The organism is Haloterrigena salifodinae (assembly GCF_003977755.1).
Classification (GTDB): Archaea; Halobacteriota; Halobacteria; order Halobacteriales; family Natrialbaceae; genus Haloterrigena; species Haloterrigena salifodinae.
In genome coordinates this window covers 521120-543232 of record NZ_RQWN01000001.1, presented here as the reverse complement: position 1 = coordinate 543232, position 22113 = coordinate 521120, and the positions used below count along the sequence as shown (strand labels likewise).

The following is a 22113-nucleotide window of genomic DNA, read 5'->3' as shown; positions in this document are numbered from 1 at the left end:
CACCTACACCTCGAGCCGCGGACTCGGCTCGATGGCAATACCTTTCAACGCAGTGGAAGATATAGTGATTAAAACCCGATGTCGAGCCAGTCCTCCGTTCCTCTTGTCAGCCGCCGCCGCGCAGTCCTGACGGTCTGTATGGCGGTCCTCATGCTTGCCTTCAACTACGGTTCGCTCGTCAGAACCGTCGCCGACGCGGCCGGCGCCATGGCCGTCTTCCTCGTCGTCGGCTATCTCACGCTCACGGCGATGGATCTGCTCTTCGATCGGTTCCTGTGGCGCAACTGACGGGGCGGTTGTCCCGACGTCGCAGAATCAGCCGAATGTCCGTCGAGAGGCTGCCTACGCGGCACCGTCGCCGTACGTCTCCTCTAAGTACTCGACGATATCGTCGCTTTCCGACATCCCCTCGACGCCGTTTTCCTCGTCGGTGATGACGGGGACGCCAGTTTGGCCGCTAACCTTCTCGACTTCGGTCCGTTCGTCGTGCGAGCGGGGGACCTCGATCACGTCGTACTCGAGGTCGAGGTCGTCGAGTTTCGAGCGGACTTTCGCGCAGTACGGACAGCCGGGTAGTTCGTACATCGTGATGGCAGCCATACCCGTGTGTTGCCGCGGAAGACGTATGAGGTCACCGGTCGACCGATCGGTTGCCGGTGTCGAGGCGGCGGGAGTCCCCGCCCGCGCTGCGATCTCGATCAGAACGAGAGCATGCCGGCGTCGACCGCGAAGTACGTCGCGAAGTAGAGGATGAACGTGGCAGCGAGCGTCCACTGGCCCAGCGAAACGTCGTCCGCCTCGCCCATCGAGGCCTTGACCAGCGGATAGCTCATGATCCCGGCGGCGAGCCCGTTTGAGATCGAGGCGGTCAGCGGCATAACGGTGATCGTCAGCCCGGCGGAGATCGCCCAGGCCGGATCCTGCCAGTCGATGTCGGTGACGCCCTGCAGCATGATGATCCCGACGACGACCAGCGCGAGGTAGGTCGCGTACTGGGGGATCGCGCTCATCAGCGGGACGACGAGCAGGGACAGCAAGAAGAGCACGCCGACCACGAGTGCGGTGAAACCGGTTCGGCCGCCCTCTTCGACGCCGGTCGAAGACTCGATATAGGTCGTAACCGTCGATGTCCCGATGATCGCCCCGGCCGTGGTCCCGACCGCGTCGGCCATCAGCGGTTTCTCGATCTCGGGAAGGTCACCGTTCTCGTCGAGGAAACCGCCGATCTGGGAGACGCCGATGAGTGTCCCCGCGGTGTCGAAGAAGTCGACGAAGAAGAACGTGAACACGACGAGGACGAACACGAGCGGATCGTCGGTGATCATCCCGAGACCGTCGACGAAGCCCGCGACCAGCGGCGTGAAGTCGTACTGGACGCTCGTGATCAAGTCGACGATCCCGCCGCCGGTGACCTGATCGTAGGTGTTGCCATCGACGAGCGTTCCCGAGTCGACGACACCGGCGAGCGTGAGCACCCAGCCGGCGATCGCCGTCGCGACGATACCGATGACGATCGCGCCCCGAATGCCGCGAGCGTGCAGGATGAGCATCAGTGCGAGTCCGGCGACCGACAGGGCGGCGACGGCGCTCGTCGCGACGTTGCCCATCGCGACCAGCGTCTCGGGATCGTCGACGACGATCTGCATCTCCTGGAGTCCCAGAAAGAGGAGATAGACGCCGATCCCGGCCCCCACAGCGAACTTGACCGGTTCGGGGAAGAGTTCGATGATGTACCGACGGGCCCCGACCGCAGTCAGCACGATGAAGACGATCCCTTCGACGAAGACCGCCGCGAGCGCGACCTGCCACGGGACGCCCAACCCAAGCACGACGGTGTAGGCGAAGAAGGCGTTCAGCCCCATTCCGGGTGCGAGACCGAACGGTCGATTCGCCCAGAAGGCCATCACGAGGATGGCGACGACCGACGCGAGGATCGTGGCGACGGCGATCATCTGGAAAACCTCGGGCTGCTCGTAGCCCTCGATCTGGATCGCCTGACTCAGGATCGCCGGGTTGACGACGATGATGTACGACATCGCCAGAAACGTCGTGATTCCCGCGATCAGTTCCGTCTCGAGGTCAGTATCGTGCTCGTCGAAGCCGAAGAACGTTGCGAGTTGCTCGAATGCCCCCATATTGGATGCTCGAGCATAGCCATACGGATTAGTTAAAGGTTCTCGTCCGCCCTCGCCGCGTATTGATACATATTCGTGGATATGTTTCCCAGGTGTCAGGCCTTCGAGAATAGTGGGCGACCGCCACCCCGGGTGACGGACCCGAACCCACTTATCGGATTCTGGAAAACCCACCTCCATGAGAGGCCAGCGAGCCGTCCCGCCGACCGTCGACGCGGCGACCGGGCCGAGGGTTAGACCGGATCGAACGGGCGAACGACCGCCGGGTGAGAGCGCGTGATCGAGGACCGCGAGCGGGTGGCGACCACCGACGCGCGCGACCTCGCCCTCGAGTGCGTCGAGACCGGCATCGAGGCCGGCCGTCCGCAGCGCGTGATCCGCGAGGCGGTCTCCCTCGGGGGGAGCGAGACTCCAGCGGAGTCTCGAGAAGGCGGCGCCGCCGACGAGACCCTCCGCATCGCGGACGAGACCTACGACCTCTCGGCGTACGACGAGGTCGTCGTCCTCGGCGGCGGCAACGCCGCCGCACACGTCGCTGCGGCCCTCGAGGACGTTCTCGGCGATCGGATCGACGGCGGCGTCGTCGTCACGGACGATCCCGCCGACACCGAGCGCGTTGCGATCCGGGAAGGCGATCACCCGGTCCCGAGCCAGCGCGGCGTGGAGAGCACGCGGGAACTGCTCGCGGCCGCCGATGCGGCCGGCGAGCGGACGCTCGTGCTTGCGGCGATCACCGGCGGCGGGAGCGCAGTCATGCCCGCCCCCGCGGGCGACGTTTCGCTCGCGGCGCTCCAAGAGACGACGAACGCGCTGCTCGAGAGCGGCGCCGATATCCACGAGATCAACGCCGTCCGGAAACACTGCTCGGCGCTGAAGGGCGGCCACCTGGCCCGCCGAGCGGCCCCCGCGACGGTCGTCTCGCTGATCCTGAGCGACGTCGTCGGAAACGACTTGAGCGTGATCGCCAGCGGACCGATGGCGCCCGACGCGTCGACCTACGAGGACGCGCTCGCGGTCGTCGACCGGTACGGGATCGACGTGCCCGACGCCGTCGCCGACCGCCTCGAGCGCGGCGCGGTCGGCGAGATCGACGAGACGCCGGGTCCCGACGATCCCGCCTTCGAGACCGTGTCGAACCACGTCGTCGCCGACGGTCTGACGGTCCTTGAGGCGGCCCGCGACGCGGCCGCCGAGCGGGGCTACGAGACGCTGATCCTCTCCTCGCGGGTCCGCGGGGAGGCTCGGGACGCGGCCACGACCCACGTCGCCGTCGCCGAAGAGGCGCAAGCGACGGGGACTCCTGTCTCGGCGCCGGCGGTGATCCTCTCGGGCGGCGAGACGACGGTGACGGTCCGTGGCAGCGGCACCGGCGGGCCGAACCAGGAGTTCGCGACGAGCGCCGCCCTCGATCTCGAAGGCGGGATCACCGTCGCCGCCGTCGACACGGACGGGATCGACGGTGCGACCGACGTCGCAGGGGCGGTCGTCGACGAGACGACGGTCGACGACGCCGAGCAAGCCCGCGAGATGCTCGCGGACAACGACGTCTACCCGTACCTCGCCGAGCGCGGGGACCTGATCCGCACCGGTCCGACGGGGACGAATCTGAACGATCTGCGAGTGTTCGTCGTCGAGTAGCGGTCGCTCCGGCTCGCAGTTCCGTGAGCCAACGTATTTTACCTCGGGGCGTGTACCCACGCACCATGAGATTCGTCATCGTGGGGTACGGGCGGGTCGGGTCGCGAACCGCTCGGATCACGACCGAGGAGGGACACGACGTCGTCGTCGTCGACAACGACCCCGATCGGATCGATCGGGCCGAGTCCGACGGGTTCGAGACGATTCGGGGCGACGGGGCCGACGAAGCGACGCTCATCGACGCGGGAATCGAGGATGCCGCCGCCATCGGCGCCTTCACCCCAGACCTGAACGTCAACTTCGCGGCCTGCATGGTCGGCGACCACCACGGCTGCCGGACCGTCCTCCGGATTGACGAGGACTACCGCCAGGGCATCTACGAGAAGTACGCCGCGGACGTCGACGAGATCATCTACCCCGAGCGCCTCGGCGCGGCCGGGGCCAAGACGGCCATGCTCGGCGGCGACTTCAACGTCGTCGCCGACATCGCGTCGAACCTGCAACTGACCGTCCTCGAGATCGCCGACGACTCGCCGGCGGTCGGCAAGCGAATGAGCGAACTCGAACTCCCCGGCGGCGCGCGGATCTACGCCCACGGCCGAGCGCGCGAGTCGCTAACGATCCCGCTACCGGGAACCGAACTCGCCGCCGGCGACGAGATCGCGGTCATCACGGAGACCGACCGCGCCGAAGAGGTCCGGGAGACGCTCTTGCCCGCCAGTGCCTGAGGCACACATCGTAGTGGAGCGGCGGTGCTGGTCACTGTTAGCGGCAATACCGAACGCTGTCGGCAGTAGCGCCGGGAGTACGGTCGAACTCTCACACCAAACCAAAGGGGGAGCGAGTGGGAAGGAAGGCTGGCGCGCGGATGGGTGGAAGTGGGATGGGGAGCGTCCGGCAAGTGCGCGCCGGTTTCGACCACACACTCTGATGGCATAAAATCCCGTCAGACGGCCGAATGACGACAGTCAGACCCGAACTAGGTATCGGTTTCGGGGCGGAAGACGAGGACGTTCTGGTGGACCATCGACGGCACGAACGAGAACGGATAGCCGTAGACGTGGAGATCCTTCGTCGGATCGTACCAGATTAGGTTCGCCGCGAGCGTTACCGGCGCGGTCGACTCGATCGCTCGCGCGAGGTCGGCGGAAAGGAACTTGTAGGACTGCTCGCGGTACATGTCGCCGATGAAGACGACGAGGTGGCCGTCCGGTGTGACCGCGTCGGTAAAGCGCTCGAACTTCGCGGCCATGTCGTCGAGCCACTCCGCCTTCGTTCCGGTTCCCGTTTCCGCGTCCGCTTCGGTCGCCGGCCCCTCGTCGGTCGGTGACTCCTCGACGTCGTCGTCCTCGTCGGGCACGGCGGCCGCGTCGAACGCACCCAGTTTGCTCTCCCGGGTCGCGCGTTCGTTGCGCGTCTGCTCGAGTTCGTCCATGTGCCAGTAGGGAACGTCGGTCAACAGGAGGTCGACCGAGTCGTCCGGGACCTCCTCGATTAGATCCGCGCAGTCGCCGTGGCGCATGTCCTGATCGGCAAGCGGCGGCTCGCCGCGCTCGCGGCGCTCCTCGTTTTCGCGCTCGAGGGCGGTCTCGTAGATTTCGACCCACCGGGGGTTCCGCTCGAAGCCGATGGCCTCGCGCAGCCCGGTTCCCTCGTGCTCGCAGAGGCTCGCACCGAGCAGCGTGCCGCCGACGCCGGCGAACGGATCGAGAACGGTGTCGCCGGTCTTGCTGAACCGGCCGATCAGCTCGGCGCAGAGCCGCGGCGGTTTCTGGCCGCCGTGTTCGCTGCGTAGGTCGTGCTGGAGGGCCGGCGGGTAGCCCTCGGCGATCACGGACTTCGTCGCGTACTTCCATTCCTTGCCGGTGAGGTCGTTGAGCCGGTTGCGCTCGTCGTAGATCCCCCGCCCCTCGACGTAGCGCTGGTGATCGGCCAGTTCGTCGGTGTCGATCACCTCGCCGTCCTCGACCGGCAGCGACTCCTCGCGGGCCCGTTCGGCGTCGAAATCGCCGTCGTCGTCCGTGAACAGGCGGCTCTGGCGGTGCTGCTCCCGTTCGTCCTCTGCCATGTTCCTCGGTGGGAACCGCTGGATGATAAAAGCGCGTCTCTCTCCCGGGATGACGGGCCGACCCCGTCGTCGGTGGTCGTCAGCCGGTGTAGGAGCTCTCGCCGACGACTTCGAGTAACTCACCGCGGCCGGTCGCCGACGAGCCGTCGAACTCGGTCACGCGGACCCGGACGCGTTTCTCGACGGTCTCTGGACCGGCTCCCTCGACGGTCAGACGGGTGTCGCCGACGTAGGCGCGGCCGTCGGTCCCGTTGGTTTCAGCGACGAAGACGCTGATCTCGTCGCCGGGTTCGAACGTCGGTTCAGAACTGCGGAACCGCCAGCCGCGGAGGTACTTGCTAAAGAGGCTCATACGCGAGCCACCTCCTCGCTCTCGCGGTCGGTCACGTACTCGCGGCCGAAGCCGGTGATCGCCGCGACGACGAACACCGCCACCAGCAGCCAGCCCTGAAAGACGTAGGGAACGACGTCGATCGGGGTGACGAGCATCCCCTGATCGAGCCACTCGTACTCACCGGGGAGTCCCTCCATCGCCTGGTAGCCGGCGAGGACGCCGCCGGACCACGGGAAAATGTACCCCAGCGCGGCGGTCTGGCCGTCCAAGATGTTCGCCCGGCGGTAGCCGTTCAAGTTGAACCGCTCGCCGATCTTCGAGATGTAGGGACCGATCGCGACCTCCGCGGCCGTGTTGATCGTGATGATCGCGTTGATCAGGGCCGCCGAGGCGACCATCGTGAGTTCGGCGTTGCGGACGTTCGTCGCGAGGTTCTCGAGCGACCAGTCGAGGATCGCCTGAAACGCGCCGCCCCGGATCATGATCTGGGCGGCCGCGATGATCAGCAAGACGAGAATCGAGAGTTCGAAGAAGCCGGACGCGCCCTCCATGACGCTGCCGGAGACGCCGACCGCGTCCGCATTGTCGACGATCTGGAGGATCGGCAGGTCGGCAAGCGGCTGGGCCAGCGGGGCGTCCGCCGGCGCAGAGAACGTGACGATCTCGCCGATACCCGCCAGTCCGAGCACGAGGTTGAACGCGATGGCGACGACGATCCCCCACGAGATCGCCTCAACGATGTGTCGACCGGCGATCGCCGCGCCGATCACGATCCCCATGGAGACGAGGTGGACGAGTCCGATCGGATCGCTCGCCTCGGCGAGGAGGTCGGCGGCGCCTGCGCCGGTCTCGATGCCGCCCATCGTCTGTCCTGCAACGACGTAGCCGACGAACGTCAGCGCGGCGGCGATGATGACGTACTTGAACCGCGAGGCGACGACGCCGCCGATGTCGGAGTCCTGCGTGACGGCGCTGACGATCGTCGTGTCGCTGACGGGCGCGAGGTTGTCGCCGAAGATCGCACCGGACAGGATCGCGGCGAACGTGAGCACCGGACTCGCTCCAAGCAGGAGCCCGGTCGGGAAGAACAGCGTGACGAACGCGACGGCCGCGCCGTATCCCGTCCCGATGCCCGTCGTGAACAGCGCCGCGAGGACGAACGTGGCGGCCGGGAACAGCGCCGCGCCGACGCCGGCCAGATCGGCGAGCCAGACGAGGCCGCCGACGAAGCCGCCGTCCTGTAACAGCTGCGCGAAGATGCCGGCCCAGATCCAGGCCACGATGGCCGTCACCGCGACCGGCTGGGTCATCCCCTCGAAGATCGTGTTGGCGTAGGACGCCCAGTCCCCGCGGACGAAGAACATCCCGACGATGAGCCCGAGCAGCATCCCGACGATCAGCCCGCCCGTATCCGAGATGCGCCACAGCGCCGTCTGGACAATCGCCCAAACGATGAAGACGGCGATCGGGAGCGCGCTCATGCCCCGCCCGCCGTAGAAGGTTATTCGCGGCTCTTCGTCGCCCGTTCCCTCAACGAATGTATCCGTCGGGTCACCGTCCGGTGGACCGTCACTACCGCCACTCATCGAAAGTCACGATACGGTATAATCCAACGATAGCTGAAAAGTCTTACTACGAAACCGGTGAACGGACCGAATACGACGGATTTCCCAGATAACCGCGGCGGGCGGCGATGCGTTCGTCGACGGTCCGCCGCGGTAACACCGGTGTTAGCGAGAGTCTTTGAGCCTCGAGCCCCTTTAATCGACCATGAACATGCTCGTCGACGGCGAGTGGCGAACCGACGCGTACGAGGCCAACGACGGCGACGGCTCGTTCCAGCGACAGGAGACGACGTTTCGCGACCGGGTTCGGGACGATCCCGACGCGACATTCCAGCCCGCGGCCGGGCGGTACCACCTCTACGTCTCCTACGCCTGCCCGTGGGCCCACCGGACGCTCGTGACGCGGGCGCTGAAGGGACTCGAGGACGCGATTTCGGTCTCGATCGTCGACCCCTACCGCGACGAGGACGGCTGGCAGTTCACGCCCGAAAAGGAGGGCTGTACGCGCGATCACGTCCGCGACGCCGACTACCTCCGAGAGCTGTACGTGGAGGCCGATCCGGACGCGACCTGTCGCGTGACGGTGCCCGTCCTTTGGGACAAACGGGAGGACACCATCGTCAACAACGAGTCCGAAGAGATCATGAGAATGCTCGACACCGAGTTCGACGACTACGCGAACCGGGACGTCGACCTCTACCCCGAGGGCTACCGCGACGAGGTTGACCGGATCATCGACGAGATCTACGAGCCGATCAACAACGGCGTCTACCGTGCCGGCTTCGCGACCAGACAGGAGCCCTACGACGAGGCCGTCGACGACCTCTTCGCGGCGCTCGATCACTGGGACGAGGTGCTGGCAGACCAGCGCTACCTCGCCGGCGATCGGCTGACCGAGGCCGACGTCGCGATGTTCACGACGCTGGTTCGGTTCGACAACGTCTACCACACGCACTTCATGTGTAACGTCCAGTACGTCCGCGAGTACGAGAACCTCTGGCCGTACCTACGCGATCTGTATCAGACAGACGATGTCGCGGAGACGGTGAACATGGACCACATCAAGGAACACTACTACACGACCCACCCCGACGTGAACCCCCACCGAATCGTCGCTCAAGGCCCCGATCTGGACTTCGAGGCGCCCCACGATCGGGACGAGTTGCCGGGTAGTCCGCCGGCGGATCTGACCGCGGCCAGCGCCGACGACTGACCGCTCGAACAGCAGCGCATCGCGCGCATACGCGTTCGATCATGCGATTCTTCTTCGGTCCCTACCGGGACGCTCGAGCGGTTACGACCCGCTCGGTGGCTTACCCGACTCCCGGCGCCACGATTCGAAACTGTGCTCGAACTCGTCGGGCGCGAAGAACGCCCGCCAGATGAGATACGCCGGGATCAACACCGGCAACAACGGAATCATGACGATCACGAGGATAGCCGCCATCACGTACCCGAACAGCGACATCTGCAGGTTCGGGCCCATCCCCGTGGAATCGGCGACGTCTGTGGCCATACATCAGGGTAGGAACCTGTCGCTAATCGGTCTTACGGTCCCGCGACGAACGGTCGTCGCTCCGTCCCCGAGTGCGCCATCGATAGCGCGAACTCGAGCCCGACGACCTACTCGCCACCCAAGACGTCGGCCGAGTCGTCCTGCGGCCGATACCCCAGCTCGAGCATCGTCTCCGACAGCGAGAGGAACCGCTCCGAGTTGTCGGAGATGCCGTGGGCGGTCAGCGGCGTCGACTCGAGGGCCGTCGTCGCGGCCGCGCGAACCACTTGTTGGCAGTCGTCGGAACTGAGCCACATCGCGCGGGCGTACCGTTCGCCGGCGCCGTCGCGGTCGGCGACTTCTTCCTCGAGTTCGTCCTCCGAGAGCAGCCAGCCGATCCGCAGGTTGACCACGTCGAGGCCGTGGCGGTTGGCGTAGTAGTGGCCCATCGCCTCGCCGAAGACCTTGGTGACGCCGTAGTAGGTGTCGGGATCCATCTCGTCGTCTGGCCGGACAATGTCGGGCTTGCCGACCGTCGACTCCGGCCGGATAGGCGAGACGACGTTCCCCATGTTGACCGCGTGGTTCGAACTCGCGAAGACCACTCGCTCGAGGTCGTTCTCCGCGGCGGCCTCGAACGCGTTGTAGACCCCGTCAACGTTCGGCTCTCGCACCTCGTCCCACTCGGCCCGCGGACTCGGATTCGCCGCCAGATGGATCAGGACGTCCTGGCCCTCGAGGGCGTCGGCGAACTCGTCGCGGTTCGCGATCTCGAGGGTCTCGGTGTCTAAATCCTCGCTCTCGCTGTGGGAGAAGAGCGTGAGCGTCTCGTCGTCGAACGCCTCGATGGACTGCCTGCCGACCCGACCCGATGCGCCCGTGATGGCGATCTCGGTCATAGCCGACGGACACCGAGTACGGGGAAATAGCTCTGGCTTGAAAGCCCTGACCCGCTGGCGAAAGCGCTAGCAGTCTCACTGAAAGCCCCGGCCCGTCGGCGCTTGCGCCGACGAGTCGCCCCCTTCAGCCCCACCCAAGGAAGGGACCCGACCGGGTGAAACGCGTGGACGGCAGCCCCAGTCGCCGAAACGCATCGATAGTCGACGCTACCGATCGCTTTCCGGCTCGACGACGAGTTTGCCGACGCTCTCCCGATCTTGCATCGTCGCGAACGCCTCGCCGGTCGCCTCGAGCGGGAACGTCTCGTCGATCACCGGCGAGAGGTCGCCGTCAGCGGTCAGTTCGACGAGGCGGCGCAGATCGTCCTGCGTGCCCATCGTGGAGCCGACGACGCGCTTGTGGCCGAGGAAGAGGTCGGGCACGTCGATCGTCGACTCGCCGCCGGCCGTGCGGCCACAGATGACCATCGTCCCGCCGCGGCGCATGACCTCCTGGCCGAGCCGGGTGTACTCGCCGCCGAGATGGTTGATGACCGCGTCGGGGGTGCCGATCGACTCGACCTCCTCGCGGATCTCATCTGGCTCGGTCGCCCGAATCGCGTGATCGAGCCCCAGTTTGTCGACGCGCTCGAGTTTCGATTCCGAAGACGACGTCCCGATCGTCCGGGCGCCGAGGATGTCGGCGAGCTGGACGGCGGCGACGCCGACGCCGCCGGTCGCCCCGGGGACGAAGACGAGGTCGCCCGGTCCGACGTCGGCCCGCCGGAGCATGTGGAACGCAGTCATGTACGCCGTCGGAATCGCCGCGGCGGTCGTCGTGCTCACGCCGTCGGGAAGCGGAACGAGTCGATCGGCCTCGACGCGGGCCGTCTCCGCGAGTCCGCCGTGGTACAGCGAGAAGCGCTCGCAGCGGTTCTCCGGCCCCTCGCGGCAGAACCGACAGGAGCCGCAGGTCTGGTTCGGACAGAGGACGACCCTGTCGCCCGGCTCGACGGCGCTAACGTCGTCGCCGACCTCGCTGACGACGCCGGCGACGTCCAGCCCCGTCACGAACGGGAGGTCGTCGGTGTCGACCATCGCCGAATCGCCCTCGAGAATCCACAGATCGTGACGGTTGATCGCGCAGGCGTCGACGTCGACGGTGGCCTCGCCCGGATCGGGTTCGGGGTCCGGTTGCTCAATGACGCTCACTCCCTCGGGGCCGATCAGATCGGTGAAGGCTGCGGCTCGCATCGGGTAGGGAATGGGTCTCGAGGCTAAAGACCGTCGGGGATCGAGCGTCGGTGCGTCGTCTCGAGCGCGGCGCACACCTCGGGGCGCGAACGCATCGAGGGATCGATCTCGACCGCTCTAGTGGGACGCGAAACTCGGACGCCAGCGGTCGATTCGTCTTTCACGACGGGAGAGTTGACAGAACACATTTCCGTCGGTCCGTACTCGTTTCGGACGCACTCGCGTCCGGGTTGGGGTAGTGGTCATCCTTCAGTCCGTTTCGGCTGAGACGCGTAGTTCGATTCTCGCACCCGGACCTCTGATTCTCGCCCGAAGTCGAAATCAGTCGTATCGGTGCGGCCAGTACAGCGAACGGCCCGCTTTGAGCACGTTCCAGAGCGGGCTACAGCCCCGTTCCCAGACGAGAATGGGGACGATCCGCCCGCCGAATCCCTCTTTGAATCGGAAGACGCCGTTCTCGAAGTTCGCGTTCGTACTGCCGAAGTCGTACGTGTCGTATCCGTTGTCGATTCCCCACCGGATGACGTAGTCGTAGAGCAGTTCCGACGCGTGATCGCCGAAGTATTCCTCGGGGACCGCGGCGAAGAAGCCGTGGATCGACGACCGCTGCTCGTCGAGGAGTTCGAGGAAGCCGCCCGCGTACTCGTCGTCGATCCGGATCGTCAGGAGCAACAGCCGCTCCCGCATATCCAGCAGCCGTTCGAAAAACGAGAGCGGATAGGCGTCGCCGTCGACGCGGTCCATCACCTGCTCGTACACCCGATGGAACCGCTCGAGGGTCGGCCGCGTGAGTTCTTCCTCAACGATCTCGTAGTCGCCGTCCTTCCCGCGTTCGATCCCCCGCCGTCTGGTCCCGCTCATTCCGTCGAAAACCTCGTCGTACCCCCTCGTGAGGTCGAGGACGAACCGACACTCGCGTCGATACGGTTCGTACCCCTCGGACTGGAGGACGTTGTTGTATCTGAGATACTTCGTATCGAGCCCGCGGATCTGGTGGACGACCGTTCGACCGGAGCAGAGGTCCGGAACAGTTTCGGTGAGCAGCGACAGCGACTCGGCGACGTCGGTCGTGGCCAGCGGCCCCCCGAATCCCGGATACGACGACGAGAGCCGCCGAAACGGCGTCCTCTCGATGTCGACGACGAAGTGCGGTAGCAGCCCGATGAGGTTGCCGTCCTTCTCGACGACGAGGTGTCGCGGCGTCTGTCCGAGTCCGGTCTCGACGGCCTCGAGCCACTCGTAGCGGTGAAAGACGCTGCCGCAGGTCGACCGCTCGACGACGTCGTTCCAGCGAGACGCCGAGATCGATCGGATCGAGTCGTACAGCGTCACTTCCAGCCCCGACTCCGTCGTCGTCAGCGTCTCGGAGTGTCCGTCGACCGTCGTCCTCTCCTCCCCATCTCGCTCTTCCTCTCGATCGGGCGCGGTGGATACAGAAGTCGTCTGCGCCATTCTACCCGTATCGACCGGCGCTGACCGCTAAGTTAATTCCCGCCAATATCCGCGTACGGCCCGACCCTCAACCATATATGAAAGAGAATTACCATATGGGATAGTGGAGGGTAGAACCCTCGAGAGGGCTGTAATGGTGGAATTAACCGTTTCTCTATTAGTCCCAGCAGCGAATGTTGTTAGATATTTAACCATTGTCGAGAAGCCCCTCGAGCCGCACCGGCTCACCGCAATGAGTCACCGCGTCGCGGATCGCGTTCTGCGGTGGCGTCGACGACGGTCCCCTCCCGGCGGACCGGTCGCAAGCAGTCTGCGAGCGGGCGGGCACGTCGGGTACTCGCGGTACGCAGGCGGGGGTCGAAGTGAGCGGCTGTGCTCGAGCCCGTCGTCGCTTCGGCTCAGTCGACGAACTGATCCAGCGTTGCGTCGAGGCCGTTCCGGACCTCGCTGACCAGTGCGCCGTCGATATCGAGCCCGAGGACGTCGACGGCCGCCCGCCCGACTCGCTCGCGCATCTCGGGGGGCGAGTAGATGCCGAGTCGCCACTGGGAGTACTGGGCCGCGCGCAGCGCCTCGACCAGCGGCGACTGTTGGCCCAGCCGGCGGATATCGCCGTTGACGATCACCCTCGAGGTCGACTCCTTCATCGACGGCCGGCTCTGGACGTCGACGATGACGCACTCGGGATCGACCGCGGCGTCGTCGGCGATCTCTCGCTCGAACTCGCGGACCGCTTCGTGGTCGGCCTCGATGATTCCACCCGGCACGTCGTCGATCTCGGCCCACACTGCCCGTTTGTACAGATCCCGCTGGTCCAGCCGGCGCGAGAACGTCTCCGTCGCCGAACACGAGCGCAGGGCGGCGATCAGGTCGTGATCGTCCATCCGCTGGAGCGTCGCCGCGTCGACGTCCGTTTCGGGGGCGTCGAGCAGGCGCTCGGCGGCCCGCCGAAGCATCGCCTTGCTGATCCGGGCGACGCTGTGGCTGTAGACGGCGGGGTTCATCAGCGCCCGCGCGACCAGCAGGCTCTCGGCGGTCTGGACGTTCCCCTCGTCCAGGACGAGTTCGCCGTCCGTGAACGTCAGTTCGCGGACGAGCCGGCCGTGGTCGATCGTTCCGTAGGGGACGCCCGTGTGATGGGCGTCCCGCACGAGGTAATCCATCCGGTCGACGTCGAGTTCGCCCGAGACCAGCTGGCCGAATCGTCCGTCGCCCGCGATCAGGTCCGCGATCTTGTCGGGCGCCAGATCGTGGTCGCGAAGCACCGAGCCGATCTCGCCGTTGGTCAGCAGGTCGTGCACGTCGTCGTGGTACCGGCCCGTTCGCCGGTGGGTCAGCGGCTCGAGGTTGTGACTGAACGGCCCGTGGCCGATGTCGTGGAGGATCGCAGCGGCGTGGACGCGCTCGGCCTGTCGCCCGTCGACGTTGAGGTACTCCAGCGCCTCGCAGGCGAGGTGGTAGACGCCGAGGCTGTGTTCGAAGCGCGTGTGATTCGCGGAGGGATAGACGAGGGAGACGGTCCCGAGCTGGCGGATCCGGCGGAGCCGCTGGAGTTCGGGCGTATCGAGGAGATCCCGCGCGACGCCGTCGATCCGGATGTGGTCGTGCACGCTGTCCTTGATGGTCGTCATACCCCTCCGTTCGGTCCGATTACACAAAAACGGTCGTTCGAAGAGTTATAAGGAGCCGTCACCTGACGCGGGGGTACTTACCCGCGTGGCCGTGGTTTCCCCGCTACATGACCGAACTTACCGTTCCACGCGACGCCGATCAGGAGCGCGCCGCGGAGCTCGTCCGCGACCACGTGACGGTCGGCGACGTCGTCCAAGTCTGGGAGCGCGACCGAACCGGCGGCGACGACCCCGAGGTCACCGGCGAGGTGACTGGTATCGAACCGGGCTACCTCGAACTCGACGGCCGACCGCCCGGCGAGGGGAGCGTCCGCTACGACCGGATCGGGACGGTAATCCGGGTCGAATCGACTTGAGATGTACCTCGCTCTGACGGTCGAGGACTTCAGTATGGATCCGTAGGGCCCTGCGTCTACCCGGTTCGTCTAGACTAGCCGTCTGGGAGGCCCTTAGCAGTAGTTGGTAATACGCTCTCTTTATTCAGTGTGGTTCGTGAAACTCGTGTTCAGTATAGGGATTCCAGTGGTCACATCAGAAAACACTTGTAGTTTATCCTGAATTACTGAGCACGATGAAACGCCGTGATTTTCTCGCAAAAACAGGGGCAATAACAACTGTTCTAGCAGGATGTCTAAATGGAGAGGGCGGAAAGAAGACAGGCGAGGGCGAAAAGGACGTAGTGACCTATGAGCAGTGTGCTTCACCTCCTTACGTGAGAACTTCTAGCTTACCTGAATCCGCTGAAGTAGAGATTCTAGCGGCAATTCTAAACGGCGAATATAAGTCATCTGATAACCTGGTTCTTCCGTAAGCGTATACCATCCAGAACACCTACTTTACTAGATGGGATGAGGAAGATAACAAAAATATTACACCGTGGAAACAGAGAAAGATGACCATCTTAATCGTCTTTACGTCACGGAGACGTTCCCCGAAACTGACCCAGTAAGACTACGCAACGAGACGAACGATGATCTCTCATTTGATATTCGGGTTACATATGCAGATATCGTCCCGCTCCATAATAAACGGGTTACGGATATCGTTGAAACCAGGGGCAACGTACTGGTTGAAGAAACAGTAAAAGTTGGCACAAGTCAGAGTACTACACTAAGAAGCAATAAGAACTACCGATACGGGAGTTATCAAGCGGAAGTGAAAGTAGATGAGTTAGATTTATCGAATGTTATCACATGGGTTATGTATGAAGAATGGGATTCAGGCGGCGTTATCGAACTCTCTCCTGACAGAGAGTTAAATCACCGTTCGAGGAGACTATCAGAATATGGAACAGCAAAAGGTTGCGAATGGAACGATGATGGAGAACTCATTGAGGGTCCAGTGTAGAATAGCTATCGAAGAATTCAGATCCAATGTTCAATTTGCATCTGTACTTAGTGAAGCATCCGATTCAGTTTCAGACGAGGTTCTGAATAAAGAAACTGCGCTACTATCTACTGTTAGCGACACAGTTGTTCTCCGCAACCGTTGTATCCGCTCACCCGCGCTCTCCGCTTCCTTTTCGGTTTCCGTTTGCTCTCTCGCTCGGCCCTGAGACCGCTCTCACCCAATTATTAACCAAGTGGTTAAGATAGCAATTTTTATTAATTACTGCTATAGAAACCACAATAGAATGCGTCCGGGACGGATCGCGATTCGCGAGACGGCGAATCGAGAATCCGACCAAAGTGTTCAATATAATCAGGTGAAGTTTAGTTAACTAAAGTGAGTTTGATTACCGTGTCAATCGACGCAGCGCGACTCGAGGAAGCCAGCGCGACGCGACGGTCGCAACGGGAGACGGCTCCGTCGTGTCCCGTGCCGCCGATTCGCGGTTCGGGCCGACCGCCGAACGGCGGCACCTCCGCGGCTCTCGCGTCCCGGCGACCGACTAGTCGTTCGAAACCCTCGTCCTCGAGCGCCGGAGACTGAGATGCTACGAGCCCTACTCGCCCGACTCGGATCGCTCGCGGCGGTCATGGCGACCGTCTCGTTCGTCACGTTCGGCTTCGTTTCCCTCACGCCCGGCGATCCGGCGTACACGATCCTCCGAGAGCAGCGACAGAGCCCGCCGTCGGAGCGCGAGGTCGCGGCCTTCCGTGCCGAACACGGGTTCGACGAGCCGTTCGTCGTCCGCTATTGCTCGTGGCTCGGCGACGCGGTTCGGGGCGACCTCGGGACGTCGTACTACCAGTCGGAACCCGTCACGTCGCTGTTGGTCGAGCACCTGCCGAACACGCTCGAACTCGCGCTGGCGGCGACGGCCGTCGCGCTGGTAGTGGCCGTCCCGCTGGGCGTCGTCAGCGCCGTCCACCACGAGACGTGGATCGACCGGACCGGTCAGATCGCCGCGCTGGTCGGCGTCTCGATGCCGAACTTCTGGCTGGGCTATCTGCTGATCCTCGTCTGCTCGCTCCGGCTCGGAGTGACGCCCGTCTCTGGCGCCGGCACGCTTTCCCACCTCGTGCTCCCTGCGATCACGCTCGGTACCGGGATGGCCGCGGTCATCACCCGCCTCGTTCGCACGTCAATGCTCGAGGTCCTCGAGGCCGAGTACGTGACGGCCGCCCGTTCGAAGGGCGTTCGCGAACGGCTCGTCGTCTACAAACACGCGCTGCGAAACGCGCTCGTTCCCGTCGTGACGATCGTCGGCCTCCAGTTCGGCTTCGTCCTCAACGGCGCCGTGGTCGTCGAAGTCGTCTTTCAACGACCGGGACTGGGAACGCTGCTCGTCGACGCCATCTTCGCGCGCGACTACCCGATCGTGCAGGGAGTCGTCCTCGTGACGGCGTTCGCCTTCGTCGTGACGAACCAACTGGTCGATCTCGCGTACGTCGCGCTCGACCCACGGATCGAACGCGGCGGGGGAGGGAGCGATCGCCGATGAGCGACCGCGAAACGCGGCGTCGCCGACCGACGCGCCGGCTGCGAGCGCTCCTCGAGCGGGGGCGACGCCTCGTTCGGCGCCGGTTCGGCCGCCGATATCGATCGAACGGCAACATTCGGCTCGGCGGCGCAATCGTGTGTCTCCTCGCGATCGTCGCGGTCGTGGGTCCGATGCTGTCTCCCTACGATCCGACGGCCCAGGCGCTCGAGCGGCGCCTCGCGGGGCCGTCGCTCGCCCACCCGCTGGGAACCGACGCGCTCGGGCGCGACGTCGCGACGCGGCTGGTCTACGGCGCCCGGATCTCGCTCGCGCTGGCGGTCGGCGCGACGCTCGTTCGCCTCGTCGTCGGGACGGCGGTCGGCCTGCTCGCGGCGACCGGGAGCCGACTCGTCGACGCCGCGTTGATGCGGCTGGTCGACGTCCAGCTCGCCTTCCCGGGGCTCGTGCTGGCGCTCGTGATCGCCGGGACGCTCGGCCCGAGCGTGCGCAACGTCGTGATCGCGCTCTCGACCGTCGGCTGGGCCTCGTATGCACGCGTCGTGCGCAGCAGCGTCCTCGCGGTCAAGGACCGGCCGTTCGTCGAATCGGCGCGGCTCTGCGGAACGCCCCGGCGACGGATCGTCACGCGGCACCTGCTCCCGAATGTCGCGAGCCCGGTGCTCGTCCTCGCGACGCTCAACCTCGGGACCGTCGTGCTCGCGGCAGCGGGCCTGTCCTTCCTCGGACTGGGCGCACAGCCCCCGACGGCGGAGTGGGGGACCATGATCGCCGACGGCCGCAACTACCTCCGGTCGGCGCCGTGGCTCATCACCGCGCCCGGTGTCGCGATCGCGGTGACCGTTATCGGCTTCAACGTTCTGGGCGACGGGCTGCGGGACGTACTGGATCCTGATCACGTAGACGACGCGGATCGGAGGCGGACCTGACCATGAACGCACTACTCGAGATCGACGACTTACACGTTCGGTTCCGTTCCCGGGCGGGATCGGAGCCTGTCCGTGCGGTCGACGGCGCATCGTTCCGGATCGAACCCGGCGAGATCGTCGGCCTCGTCGGCGAGAGCGGCTGCGGCAAGTCCGTCACCGCGAGATCGATCGTTCGGCTCGAGGAGCCAGGCGAGATCGTCGACGGGAGCATCCGGTTCGACGGCCGGGAGCTGACGACCGCCGACGAACGGACGCTGCGGCGGCTCCGCGGCCGGGAGCTCGCGACGGTCTTTCAGGACCCCTCGACGTCGCTCAACCCGGTCTACACCGTCGGCGAACAGATCGCCGAGGCGCTGCGCGTACGCAGCGATCCGGACCGGCAGCCGTTTTTCAGGGAGGTGATACTCGGCGCGAGTTCGCGGCTTCGCTCGCGGGCGCTGCGACCGGACGTCCTCGACCTGATGGAAACGGTCGGCATCCCCCGACCGGTGGAGCGAATCGACGACTATCCGCACCAGTTCAGCGGCGGGATGCGCCAGCGAGTGATGCTCGCGATCGCGCTCGCTCGTCGCCCCTCCGTGCTGATCGCCGACGAGCCCACGACGGCGCTGGACACGACGACGCAGGCGGCGATCCTCGAGCAGCTCGCGGCGCTCAACGAGGAACGGGAGATGAGCGTGTTGCTCATCAGCCACGATCTGGACGTCGTCGCGGAGCTGTGCGATCGACTCGTCGTCATGTACGACGGGACCGTCGTCGAACGAGGTCCGGTCGACGACCTGCGGTCGAACCCGGCCCACCCCTACACGAAGGCGCTGCTGGGCTGTCTCCCCCGTCGCTCGAGGCCCGGGGCGCGGTTGCCGGCGATCGACGGCTCGCCGTCGGACGGCTCTCGCCCGCAGAACGGCTGCGCCTTCGCCGATCGCTGCTCGTTCGCGCGGGAGGACTGCTATTCGACCGCGCAGCCGACCGTTTCGGTGGGTGAGAACCACACGGTCGCCTGCGGCGTTCCGGACGCTCGCGAGGCGACGCTCGAGGAGAGGGGTGCGAACGCGGCGGAACCGACGACAGAGGCGACGGGGACGGCGACGACCGCCGATACGGCGCTGGCCGTCGACGGCGGCGCGGACGCGCGGACGGGCGAGCGCGTTCGACGGGATGACGATCCGACGACCGGGACGCCGATCGTCGAACTCGAGGCCGTCGAGAAGTCGTTCCGGGGATCGGACGCGCTGCTCGATCGACTCTTCGGAACCGACGAGCGCGTGCCGGCCGTCGACGGCGTCTCGCTCGCGTTGCAGCCGGGAGAGACCGTCGGCCTCGTCGGCGAGAGCGGCTGCGGCAAGTCGACGCTCGCGCGACTGATCGCGGGCCTCGAGGAGCCGACCGACGGCGCGGTCAGGCTCCACGGGACCGCCGTCGGCGGCGTCGACGCGCGGACCGACGACCAGCGCGCCGAGATCGGTGTCGTCTTCCAGCACCCCGGAACGAGTCTCGATCCGAAGCGGACAGTCGGGGAGTCGATCGCCGAGCCGCTGATCGAAGCCGGATGGGCCGCAACTCGGCGAGAGGACCGCGTCGACGAACTCCTCTCGCTCGTCGATCTCCCGCTCGAGTACGCCGACCGGTTCCCGCGCCAGCTCTCGGGCGGCCAGCGCCAGCGGGTCGCGATCGCTCGCGCGCTCGCGCTGGAGCCGTCCGTGCTCGTCCTCGACGAACCGACGGCGGCGCTCGACGTCTCGACGCAGGCGACGATCCTCAACCTGCTGGCTGATCTCCGGGACGAACTCGGGCTCGCGTGCCTGTTCGTCTCCCACGATCTGGACGTCGTTCGCCACGTCGCGGACCGCGTCGCGGTGATGTATCTCGGCCGACTCGTCGAGGTCGGCCGGACCGAGCGGACGCTCTCGAACCCGACGCACCCGTACACGGCGACGTTACTGGCGTCGCTTCCGGGCGACCGAGGCGACCCGATGCCGACGGCGGTCGAGGATCGAGACGCGCTCGCGGGCGACCCGCCGAGCCCGACCGATCCGCCCGCCGGCTGTGCGTTCCATCCCCGCTGTCCCGTCGCTACCGAAGAGTGTCGTCGCCGCGAGCCGCCCCTCGAGTCCGTCGGCGACGGAGCATCCGGGCCGTGTTCCCGGTGTCTGTACGCGCCGGAGTGGATCGAAGCGGGCGCAGATCCGCCGTCCGACGTCGATGCACCCGATCCCGGATCCGACGACGAATAGCCCGACCGATCGACTTCCGTCCACGAACCCCACCACCCACATGACACGCGACTCGCGATACGCCACGACCAGACGAACCGCGCTGAAGACGACCCTCGGAGCCGCGACCCTGTCCCTGACCGTCGCCGGCTGCCTCTCGAGCGACCCCGACGCGGCCGATTTTCGGATCGGGGCCCCGTGGAAACCGACTCGAGACCCCCTCGATGGGGGCACTCTGCTCCGCCGGTTGGGGATCACCGAGGCGCTCGTCAGCGTCGACTACGACGCGACGCCGGCGCCGGGCCTCGCGACCGACTGGGAACGGGTCGACGAGCGCCGGTGGCGGTTCGCCCTCCGAGAGGGCGTAACGTTCCACGACGGGACCTCGCTCGACGCGTCGGCGGCCGTCGAATCGCTTCGCCGAACCGCCGACGCGACGGCGTTTGCCGACGTTCCCATCGACTCGATCGAGGCCGAAGACGAGACCGCCGTCGTCGTCGAGACCGAAACGCCGTTCGCCCCGCTGCCGGCGCACCTCTCTCGCGACGAGGCGGTCGTTCTCAGCCCGGACGCGATCGGCGACGACGGGTCGATCGCGGATCCCGTCGGTACCGGCCCGTTCGCCCTCGAGTCGTTTCGCTCCGGCGCCGAGATTCGAGCCGCCCGACACGACGAGTACCACGGTCGGGAGCCGTCGCTCGAGTCCGTCCGCTACGAGGTCGTCGAGGACGACCAGACGCGCCGGATGAAACTCGAGAGCGGCGAACTCGAGATGGCCCGTATCCTCCCCCAGGAGACCGTCGACCCGCTCGACTCCGACGACGGTATCGACGTCCACACCTACGAGGTGCCGCGGATCAGGTTCCTCACGTTCGACACGACGTCGACGCCGTTCGACGACCGGCGCGTTCGACGGGCCGTCCACCGCGCGATCGACCGGAAGGCGATCGCCGAATCGATTCTCGAAGGACTCGACGAGCCCGCGGTCGGCCCGTTTTCGTCGACGATCACCGACTGGGCGAACCCGGACGTCGACACCGACGCGCACGCGGTCGATCCCGAGCGCGCTCGCTCTCTGCTGTCGGACGCCGGCTGGACGACCGGCTCGAGCGACGTCCGCACCCGCGACAGCGAGAAACTGGCCGTCGAGTTCCTCACCTACGACGCCAGGAGCCTCCCGCTGATCGCGGAGGCGATGCAGGACCACCTGGCCGCGGTCGGGATCGACGTCGACGTGACGACGGTGGAGTACAGTTCGATGGTCGACCGCGTCAGCCAGGGCTCGTTCGACGGCTACCTCACGTCGTGGGGAATCTTCCGGTACCCGGATCCGGATCGACTCACCCAGCTGTTTCACTCGACGGACGCGACGCTCCACCACGGCTACGAGAACGACCGGATCGACGATCTGCTCGAGGAGGCCCGGGAACTCACCGATCGGGACGCGCGACGGGAGCGCTACCACGAGGTCCAGTCGATCGTCCTCGAGGACGCGCCGATCGCGGTCCTGACGAACTTCACGAACGTCGTCGCCACCGTGGCCGACGTCGACGGATACGAGCCGCACCCGACGGAATCGCGGTACGGACTCGAGTCGATTACGGTGGACGAAGACTAACGGTGGTCGAAGACTAGCT

21 protein-coding genes are annotated in these 22113 nt (G+C 65.7%); 11 read left to right on the top strand and 10 right to left on the bottom strand.

Features of this window, described 5'->3' with window-relative positions; genetic code table 11:
• Positions 1-78: 78 nt before the first annotated feature.
• Complete coding sequence (locus EH209_RS02810; protein ID WP_126661448.1) at positions 79-288, top strand: hypothetical protein; 210 nt, start codon at positions 79-81, stop codon at positions 286-288.
• Positions 289-342: 54 nt separating this feature from the next.
• Here EH209_RS02810 and EH209_RS02805 read toward each other — a convergent pair whose 3' ends face one another.
• Positions 343-600, bottom strand: coding sequence for a glutaredoxin family protein (locus EH209_RS02805; protein ID WP_126661447.1), 258 nt, complete (start codon positions 598-600; stop codon positions 343-345).
• Positions 601-698: 98 nt separating this feature from the next.
• Complete coding sequence (locus EH209_RS02800; protein WP_126661446.1) at positions 699-2135, bottom strand: NCS2 family permease; 1437 nt, start codon at positions 2133-2135, stop codon at positions 699-701.
• Between the two features lie 276 nt (positions 2136-2411).
• On the opposite strand from EH209_RS02800, the gene EH209_RS02795 reads away from it, so the two are divergent.
• Both EH209_RS02795 and EH209_RS02790 read left to right on the top strand, forming a co-directional pair.
• Positions 2412-3773 (top strand): glycerate kinase type-2 family protein, encoded by a 1362-nt coding sequence (locus EH209_RS02795; protein ID WP_126661445.1) that lies wholly within the window; start codon positions 2412-2414, stop codon positions 3771-3773.
• 65 nt (positions 3774-3838) lie between these two features.
• Positions 3839-4501, top strand: coding sequence for a potassium channel family protein (locus EH209_RS02790; protein WP_126661444.1), 663 nt, complete (start codon positions 3839-3841; stop codon positions 4499-4501).
• Positions 4502-4752: 251 nt separating this feature from the next.
• On the opposite strand, the gene EH209_RS02785 is transcribed toward EH209_RS02790, so the two are convergent.
• From EH209_RS02785 to EH209_RS02775, 3 genes are all read right to left on the bottom strand, one after another.
• The gene (locus EH209_RS02785) at positions 4753-5841 is read right to left on the bottom strand and encodes a DNA methyltransferase (RefSeq protein ID WP_126661443.1); all 1089 of its coding nucleotides are present in this window, start codon (positions 5839-5841) and stop codon (positions 4753-4755) included.
• A gap of 79 nt (positions 5842-5920) precedes the next feature.
• Positions 5921-6193 carry a DUF7513 family protein gene (locus tag EH209_RS02780; RefSeq protein ID WP_126661442.1) on the bottom strand — a complete coding sequence of 91 codons (273 nt, stop codon included), beginning with the start codon at positions 6191-6193 and terminating at the stop codon, positions 5921-5923.
• Positions 6190-7761, bottom strand: coding sequence for a Na+/H+ antiporter NhaC family protein (locus EH209_RS02775; protein ID WP_126661441.1), 1572 nt, complete (start codon positions 7759-7761; stop codon positions 6190-6192). The genes EH209_RS02780 and EH209_RS02775 overlap by 4 nt, the downstream gene beginning before the upstream one ends.
• A 184-nt stretch (positions 7762-7945) precedes the next feature.
• Between EH209_RS02775 and EH209_RS02770 the strand changes: the two genes are divergently transcribed.
• Complete coding sequence (locus EH209_RS02770; RefSeq protein ID WP_126661440.1) at positions 7946-8953, top strand: glutathione S-transferase family protein; 1008 nt, start codon at positions 7946-7948, stop codon at positions 8951-8953.
• A gap of 81 nt (positions 8954-9034) precedes the next feature.
• Here the strand turns inward: EH209_RS02770 and EH209_RS02765 are convergent, their stop codons facing one another.
• The 5 genes from EH209_RS02765 to EH209_RS02745 form a co-directional block, all read right to left on the bottom strand.
• Positions 9035-9256, bottom strand: a complete 222-nt coding sequence (locus tag EH209_RS02765) for a DUF7535 family protein (protein ID WP_126661439.1) — start codon at positions 9254-9256, stop codon at positions 9035-9037.
• Positions 9257-9363: 107 nt separating this feature from the next.
• Positions 9364-10134: an NAD-dependent epimerase/dehydratase family protein gene (locus EH209_RS02760; protein ID WP_126661438.1), complete on the bottom strand. Its 771-nt coding sequence runs from the start codon at positions 10132-10134 to the stop codon at positions 9364-9366.
• Between the two features lie 207 nt (positions 10135-10341).
• Entirely contained in the window at positions 10342-11367 is a 1026-nt protein-coding gene (locus EH209_RS02755) for an alcohol dehydrogenase catalytic domain-containing protein (RefSeq protein WP_126661437.1), read from the bottom strand.
• Positions 11368-11688: 321 nt separating this feature from the next.
• On the bottom strand, positions 11689-12819 hold the full coding sequence (locus EH209_RS02750) for a GNAT family N-acetyltransferase (protein ID WP_126661436.1): 1131 nt from the start codon (positions 12817-12819) through the stop codon (positions 11689-11691).
• A gap of 398 nt (positions 12820-13217) precedes the next feature.
• Positions 13218-14450: an HD domain-containing protein gene (locus EH209_RS02745; RefSeq protein ID WP_126661435.1), complete on the bottom strand. Its 1233-nt coding sequence runs from the start codon at positions 14448-14450 to the stop codon at positions 13218-13220.
• Between the two features lie 107 nt (positions 14451-14557).
• Between EH209_RS02745 and EH209_RS02740 the strand changes: the two genes are divergently transcribed.
• The 7 genes from EH209_RS02740 to EH209_RS02710 all read left to right on the top strand — a co-directional run bounded on the left by EH209_RS02740 (position 14558) and on the right by EH209_RS02710 (position 22094).
• Complete coding sequence (locus EH209_RS02740) at positions 14558-14806, top strand: hypothetical protein (RefSeq protein ID WP_126661434.1); 249 nt, start codon at positions 14558-14560, stop codon at positions 14804-14806.
• 215 nt (positions 14807-15021) lie between these two features.
• Positions 15022-15261, top strand: a complete 240-nt coding sequence (locus tag EH209_RS02735) for a hypothetical protein (protein WP_126661433.1) — start codon at positions 15022-15024, stop codon at positions 15259-15261.
• A gap of 65 nt (positions 15262-15326) precedes the next feature.
• Positions 15327-15797 (top strand): hypothetical protein, encoded by a 471-nt coding sequence (locus EH209_RS02730; protein ID WP_126661432.1) that lies wholly within the window; start codon positions 15327-15329, stop codon positions 15795-15797.
• 586 nt (positions 15798-16383) lie between these two features.
• Positions 16384-17337 carry a nickel ABC transporter permease gene (gene nikB, locus EH209_RS02725; RefSeq protein ID WP_126661431.1) on the top strand — a complete coding sequence of 318 codons (954 nt, stop codon included), beginning with the start codon at positions 16384-16386 and terminating at the stop codon, positions 17335-17337.
• Entirely contained in the window at positions 17334-18263 is a 930-nt protein-coding gene (gene nikC, locus EH209_RS02720) for a nickel transporter permease (protein ID WP_126661430.1), read from the top strand. Before nikB ends, nikC begins: the two co-directional genes overlap by 4 nt.
• Before the next feature lie 2 nt (positions 18264-18265).
• Complete coding sequence (locus EH209_RS02715; protein ID WP_126661429.1) at positions 18266-20497, top strand: dipeptide ABC transporter ATP-binding protein; 2232 nt, start codon at positions 18266-18268, stop codon at positions 20495-20497.
• 40 nt (positions 20498-20537) lie between these two features.
• Positions 20538-22094 carry an ABC transporter substrate-binding protein gene (locus tag EH209_RS02710; RefSeq protein WP_126661428.1) on the top strand — a complete coding sequence of 519 codons (1557 nt, stop codon included), beginning with the start codon at positions 20538-20540 and terminating at the stop codon, positions 22092-22094.
• The last annotated feature ends 19 nt before the right edge of the window (positions 22095-22113 follow it).